Raw genomic sequence first — 6,118 nt, forward strand, 5'->3', positions numbered from 1 at the left:
ATTCCACCTCATAGGTTCTCGAGTATCTGCTTCCGTACCTGCTCCGTGTAGTTGCCCACTGCTTTTTCAATGTTTCTGGTTCCGTTCAGGACCACCCTGGTGGCGTACAGAACCAGCACTAACACCGCTGCTATCATGAAGAGGTACTCAAGGGCTCCCTGGGCTTTTCTTCTCATCTCCCACACCAGTTCAATCTTCGGTGCTAAAGGATTTAAAAGTTTCTACCCCCTAGGCTTTTAAGGGCGTGAAAGAATGGGAAGTGATGGAGATGAAAGTCTACAAATTCCGTGTTCGGGAGGAGTACCTGGAGTACATCCGATCCGGTGAGAAAAGGATGGAAGTCCGGGTGGCCTATCCTCAGTGGCGGAGCATAAAGCCCGGGGACAAGATACTCTTTAACAGCGAGATACCGGCGGTCGTTACGGAGGTCAAGCACTACGAGACATTTCGTCAGGTTCTCCGTGAAGAACCTGTAAAGAAGATATTTCCCGACGAGCCGAGCTTTGATCGGGCCCTTAAACGTTTTCACGGCATGTACGCCAAATGGAAAGAGAACAGGTACGGCGTTATGGTCATAAAGTTCAGGCTCCTGGGTGGGGAAGGATGAGACACCTGGAGTTCGATGGCAGGTACACCAGGGCAATTCTTGAAGGAAAAAAGCGGTCCACGGTGAGGAAGGGGAAGAAGCCAAACTTAAATCCCGGTGATGAAGTTCTGATACATGCAGGAGGCTACGTTATCGGAAGGGCCGTGGTTGAGAGGGTTGAGTGCAGGCGGGTTCAGGAGCTTACGGACGACGATGCGGTATCCGATGGATTTTCCCGCCGTGAAGAGCTCCTTGAAGCACTCAGGAGACACTACAAGTCTATATCCGACGTCGATACCGTGCATATAATCCGCTTTCGTATGGTTGAGTGTTTTGAGAAACCCGTCCTGAGCTCCGACTATGCCTACGAGGGCAACGTCCCCCTGACGATAGCGGAGATGGCCCTTAAGAACCTCTCCCTTCCTGAGAGGGATAGGGAGCTTATTGAGCTCTTCCTTCAAAGCGGAAGCCTCAGAAAGGCGGCGTACAGACTTGGTGGTCCGGATAAAAGGCGCGAAATACGGGAGGCGTTAAGGAGGGCGTACCTGGAGCTCAAAGAAGCGGGGTTGGTAAAATCGAGGGTTTAGGGCACCGCCACCACCTCGATGCTCTCCAGTATACTCGTTTCGTTCTCTCCATTCTCCCCCTTCACCCCGGATATCTTAACGGGCATGAGTTTGAACCTCCCACCGTCTATCACGTGCCTGAGCGTTTTTTCGAATTTCTCCATCTCCATGCTGCTTCTGAACTCCACCTTCGCTATGAAGTCGTACTCTCCGTATAGCCAGTGCCCCTCCACGGGCAGCCCCTTCAGGACCTCGTCCCGGACGCCCCAGACGAGGAGTATCGCTTCCATGCCATCACCGATTTGGGAAAGGACTTATTCCATAAAAAATTTTTCAAAAATTTTTCGACGTTTAGGCACAAATATCGGATTTGCCCCTCTGTTTCTTGACATTTTGCCAGGGAAAGGGTTTTAGTGCTGTTCTTGAAGGGACATCGGTGGTGGTATGAAGGCGATCTTTTTCGACTTCGTGGGGACCCTTATAACCAAAGCCGGGGAAAACGTTACCCATCAGAACATCGTTCGGAACGTCCTGGAAAGGGCAGGTAGAGATGATCTGGACGTCATCAAAGTCTGGGAGGAGTATGAGGCCGAAACCTCCTCAGCGTTCAGGGAACTCGCCGGGGGCCCCTACATGAGGATAAGGGACGTGGATACTAGGGCTATGCAACGGGTGGGGGAGCGCTACGGCTTTGAGGTCCCCCGGGACTTCTGGGAGATAAGCGTCTCGATGCATGAGAGGTACGGGGAACTCTCCCCGGACGCGGTCGAGACCCTGAAAGGCCTCCGGGAGATGGGCCTTCACGTTGGGGTAATCACGGATTCAGATGACGATTACATCGAGAGGCACCTTAAGGGGCTCGGCATCTACGGGCTCTTTGACTCCGTAACCACCAGCGAGGATGCGGGGTACTACAAGCCCCATCCCGGACCGTTCCGACTGGCCCTTGAACGGGCGGGCGTCTCCCCCGGGGAATCCCTGTACGTGGGTGATAATCCAGCCAAGGACTGCGTTGGCGCCAGAAAGGTCGGAATGCTCTCCGTTCTTCTTGACCCTGAGGGAAAGAAACGTGGGCTGTGGAGCGAGTGTGACTTCATTGTCTCAAAGCTGAGTGATGTGGTTGAAATAGTGAGGGGTCTGGTGGAAAAATGAGGGGTCGGAAACGGCAGGGCTCGTCATAGCCGCTGTAACGGCTCGTTTAGCGAAATTCTCGTCATTCCCCTGTTGTCTATTCAGCTGAGCCTTCCGTAGGCCGCCCACATCCTCTGGACGACCGTTATCCAGGCCAGAATCCCAACGAGGTAAACACCGTACCAGACGTAGCCAATCAGTGCGAATGCGATGAGGATGAGCAACCTCTCGGCGCGCTCCGCTATGCCGATCGCGAGCTTCCCTGAACCTGCAAGTTCCGCCCTACAGCGCTCGTAGCTCACAATGTACGCCCCCATGAACGTCAGAAATGCTGCGCGCCAGTCCACCAAACCACCCAGGGCAATTCCAAAGAGCACCGCTCCATCGCTTATCCTGTCCAGGGTGGAGTCCAGGAAGGCGCCAAAGCGGCTTGTTTTACCTGTCATCCTGGCCAGCGTTCCGTCGAGCGCATCCACCAGAGAGCCGAAGAGTAGAGTCACGGCGGCCCAGAACTGGTCTCCGATGTAGAACAGGTACGCCCCGACCAGGTTTATCAGCAGTCCCATGATGGTTATCGTGTTTGGGGTAACCCCGATTTTTGCGAGGGGACGTACAATTGCCTCAAGGTAAACCCTCACGTTCTCACGGTAGCTGTTCAGCATCCTCCCACCTCAAAGTTCGATGACCTTCTTGCCGCGTTCTTGGGGGATTATCTTCAGATTTGCCCCCTTGAATTCCCGTCTGAGTCCCTGTCCCTCCAGCAGTCTGTCGAGGAACACCGCCAGTGCTGCAACTTCACTGTGAGGCTGGTTCCCAACGCCCACGTTGTAGTGGGCCATTCTGTACACATCACCCGGAACCTTCTCCGCCCCAACGACCACCAGGATGTCCCTTCCGCTTTTCAGCTCCGACTTTATGCATGGGAGGGCCTCGTCCACATGAACCCCGTACATGGTTAGGTGAACCACGACACCCCCTCTCTCCTTCCAGTCCCTCAGCACCCTCCTCCACGAGGGATCGAATTCTATCTCAAAAGGCCCGCCCCATCTGTCCACAACGTCTCTGACGCTGTCCCTGACGTGTTCATCAACGTCGGCCGCTATTATTATTCCATCTGCCCCGAACGCCCTTGCCGTGAGTGCAACATGGGTCGTTATCCTCTTGTCTCTTTCGGGTCTGTGTCCGAGTCTCAACACACCTATCATCCTATTTCACCTGCGAATATCCTCCAGTACCTTGTGAAGTTCTCACTCCATGTCATATCCCTGTAAAACTCGTACATGGTTTTTACGTTTTTCTCTATCCTCTCCGTGCTGTACTCCCCTAGCACCCTGTTCAGGTCATTCTTGGGTGCAGAATCAAACAGGAAGAGTGCGTAAAGCCTCTCGTTGTCCTCTATGTTGTTGATAACGGTAAGCACTTTTGAGCGGAGTGCTGGGTTCAGTCTCTCCATCAGGACCTTAAGAAGGCGCTCCTGGAGGTTGGCTAGGTAATCACCGGTCACGTCGACGTGTTCGTGCACCCCCCACTTTCCAGTTGGGCTCTGCGCCACCAACTGGTAATTCTCCTGGGTCACCATCTGATATATCCTCGGGAAGTAGGGGGTGGCCAGGTACTCATCCCTGGACCCGATGAAGCCGTGGGCGAGATCCACAACGTACCAGCCGTCCTCGGTGTAGAACTCCGTTATTGGCTGGATGGTGCAGTCACTGCCGTTGAAGAGCGTTACGATCCTGGCCGGAATGTTAACGGAGCGGAGCATTGCCGTCATGAGTATCTGTCCCTCGGCGTAGCTTATCCTGTCCTGGGGGAGCACGAACTCTGGGTTGACGGTTACTGTGGTGTCACCAAATGTAAAGCGCTGGTTCATCCATTTCTGGATGGCCTCTGCCGCTTCAATCTCAGATTCTGTTCCTTTAACCACGGGAAGGGCTATTCTGGCGATGCGGCTTCTATTGAATGCCGATGTGGAGTTGTACTTCTTCATCCAGTACCCATCGACTATGTATCTGTCAGTTATCCAGTGGTACTGGAGGTTATATGCGGCTTTTAACGTGCTTTCATTTGCGGTCCACGGCATCCAGACGATTTTAATCAGGCTGCTGCTGATAGCGTTTCTCTCCTCACCTTTTATTGCATAATGGAGCATTGCCGTTATGTACTCGTACCTGTACGCGTAGGGGGTTTTGACCGTGTAGACCAGGGTCAGGTTACTCTTAGGCCTGAGGAGGGGTGGCAGGTTAGGAGAGTGGATTATCTCGACGCCATCGGGCAGGTTGAAGGTCAGGTCCTTGAGTTCAATACTCAGGTCAAGCCGGTTGACTATCTTGACGGTTACGTTGGTTTCGTTACCGCCGTTGATTATGGCTGGCGCGTTAACGTCTACCTCAACGTCACTGGGGCCTGTCGTGTTAGCCGATACCTGCACCGTGAAGACCCTGTAAAATCCCGTCCATGTTCTGTTGAGTTCGTCCAGAAGCTCCAGCGAGACCTTTAGATTGTACGTTCCGGGCTGGGAAGGGGCCTCTAGGATCCACACGAGCTCAACTTCCTTGCCGACCTTGAGAAGGTAGGGGAACTTCGGTTCCTGCAGGACCTTGAACTCGTGGTTTCCAAGGATGAGGTTCGCCCCCACGAGCCCAACTTTCCCGGTGTTGTTCACGTGAACGATCAGATGAATCGTTCCCCCAGGCGAAACGACAGTTTTGTCGATCTGGAATGTGACCTGTGCTGGCTGTTTTATCAGGCATCCCGATGCCATCACAATTAGAATTAAGGGTACCAAGACCAAGGCCCGCCTCATAGCCATCGTCCAAAGCCTCTTAAACCCACGATGTTAATAACCTTTGGGTGGGTTCATGATAACTCTCACTACTGATTTCGGCCTTAGGGGCCCCTACGTGGGGGAGATGAAGGCTGCCATGCTCAGGATCAATCCAGAGGCGATAATCGTTGATGTCAGCCATTCAATAACCCGACATTCAGTTCTTGAAGGTTCCTTCGTGATGGAGCAGGTTGTCAAGTACTCGCCGGCCGGGACGGTTCACGTTGGTGTGATAGATCCCGGCGTTGGAACCGAGAGGCGGGCGGTGATCATCGAGGGCGAGCAGTGGCTGGTCGTTCCCGACAACGGACTGGCAACACTCCCCCTCGAGCACATAAACACCCGACGAGTCTGGACCATAGACTTCGAGAGGATAAAGCGCTTCACCGGCTGGGGGATCAGCTCTACCTTCCACGGGAGAGATGTGTTCGGTCCAGCCGGAGCGTTAATCGAGAAGGGTGTTTCCCCGGAGGAGTTCGCCGATGAAGTTCCTCCCGATTCTTTGACTAGGCTCGACGTCGAGCCGGGGGAGGAGGGCGGGGTATGGCTCCTGAAGGTGGTTTACGTCGATGACTTCGGCAATGTCATCCTGAACCTCAAGAACCATGGAAGACCGCAAGAAGTTAAGCTCCCAGATTTCAGCCTTGAAATCCCTTACCTTGTGGCCTACGGCCAGGTAAAGCCCGGAGAGCTTTTGGCCCTGCCAGGAAGCCATGACTACCTTGAGATAGCCGTCAATCAGGGGAGTGCCGCCCAAAAGCTCGGTCTGAAGGTTGGGGATACCGTGAGGGTGAAGCTGATTGGAGGTGATTGAATGGTCAAGCGCGGCCTCTTCGTCGGCCGGTTTCAGCCGGTCCACAACGGGCATATAAAAGCTCTGGAATTTGTATTTTCGCAGGTTGATGAGGTTATCATTGGAATCGGGAGCGCCCAGGCGAGCCATACGCTGAAAAACCCCTTCACGACGAGCGAGAGGATGGAGATGCTTATCAGGGCCCTTAACGAGGCCGG

10 protein-coding genes are annotated in these 6,118 nt (G+C 53.9%); 5 read left to right on the top strand and 5 right to left on the bottom strand.

All coding sequences use genetic code 11. From position 1 onward, the window contains the following. Positions 1 to 8: 8 nt before the first annotated feature. The gene (locus tag MVK60_RS00155) at positions 9 to 176 is read right to left on the bottom strand and encodes a class III signal peptide-containing protein (protein WP_297435226.1); all 168 of its coding nucleotides are present in this window, start codon (positions 174 to 176) and stop codon (positions 9 to 11) included. A 92-nt stretch (positions 177 to 268) separates the two neighbouring features. Here MVK60_RS00155 and MVK60_RS00160 point away from each other — a divergent pair, with 92 nt between their 5' ends. Together MVK60_RS00160 and MVK60_RS00165 are read left to right on the top strand one after the other, a co-directional pair. After that, entirely contained in the window at positions 269 to 607 is a 339-nt protein-coding gene (locus MVK60_RS00160) for an ASCH domain-containing protein (RefSeq protein WP_297435228.1), read from the top strand. Then, the gene (locus MVK60_RS00165; protein ID WP_297435204.1) at positions 604 to 1,173 is read left to right on the top strand and encodes an ASCH domain-containing protein; all 570 of its coding nucleotides are present in this window, start codon (positions 604 to 606) and stop codon (positions 1,171 to 1,173) included. The genes MVK60_RS00160 and MVK60_RS00165 overlap by 4 nt, the downstream gene beginning before the upstream one ends. On the opposite strand, the gene MVK60_RS00170 is transcribed toward MVK60_RS00165, so the two are convergent. Then, a complete protein-coding gene (locus tag MVK60_RS00170; protein WP_297435206.1) occupies positions 1,170 to 1,442 on the bottom strand; it encodes a hypothetical protein in 273 nt (90 codons plus the stop codon). The two genes, MVK60_RS00165 and MVK60_RS00170, sit on opposite strands and share 4 nt — an antisense overlap. Before the next feature lie 154 nt (positions 1,443 to 1,596). Here MVK60_RS00170 and MVK60_RS00175 point away from each other — a divergent pair, with 154 nt between their 5' ends. Next, a complete protein-coding gene (locus MVK60_RS00175; RefSeq protein ID WP_297435207.1) occupies positions 1,597 to 2,304 on the top strand; it encodes a TIGR02253 family HAD-type hydrolase in 708 nt (235 codons plus the stop codon). Positions 2,305 to 2,384: 80 nt separating this feature from the next. On the opposite strand, the gene pgsA is transcribed toward MVK60_RS00175, so the two are convergent. Genes pgsA through MVK60_RS00190 form a run of 3 tightly spaced genes read right to left on the bottom strand, consistent with a single transcriptional unit; the run spans position 2,385 to position 5,092 of the window. Then, a complete protein-coding gene (gene pgsA, locus MVK60_RS00180; RefSeq protein ID WP_297435208.1) occupies positions 2,385 to 2,945 on the bottom strand; it encodes an archaetidylinositol phosphate synthase in 561 nt (186 codons plus the stop codon). A gap of 9 nt (positions 2,946 to 2,954) precedes the next feature. Continuing rightward, the gene (locus MVK60_RS00185) at positions 2,955 to 3,488 is read right to left on the bottom strand and encodes a tRNA (cytidine(56)-2'-O)-methyltransferase (protein ID WP_297435209.1); all 534 of its coding nucleotides are present in this window, start codon (positions 3,486 to 3,488) and stop codon (positions 2,955 to 2,957) included. After that, positions 3,485 to 5,092, bottom strand: a complete 1,608-nt coding sequence (locus tag MVK60_RS00190) for a transglutaminase domain-containing protein (protein ID WP_297435210.1) — start codon at positions 5,090 to 5,092, stop codon at positions 3,485 to 3,487. Before MVK60_RS00190 ends, MVK60_RS00185 begins: the two co-directional genes overlap by 4 nt. A gap of 49 nt (positions 5,093 to 5,141) precedes the next feature. Here MVK60_RS00190 and MVK60_RS00195 point away from each other — a divergent pair, with 49 nt between their 5' ends. After that, positions 5,142 to 5,921, top strand: coding sequence for an S-adenosyl-l-methionine hydroxide adenosyltransferase family protein (locus tag MVK60_RS00195; protein ID WP_297435211.1), 780 nt, complete (start codon positions 5,142 to 5,144; stop codon positions 5,919 to 5,921). Then, positions 5,922 to 6,118: adenylyltransferase/cytidyltransferase family protein (locus MVK60_RS00200; RefSeq protein ID WP_297435213.1), on the top strand; the 197-nt coding region annotated here is incomplete at its 3' end.

The organism is Thermococcus sp. (genome assembly GCF_026988555.1).
Lineage (GTDB): Archaea > Methanobacteriota_B > Thermococci > Thermococcales > Thermococcaceae > Thermococcus.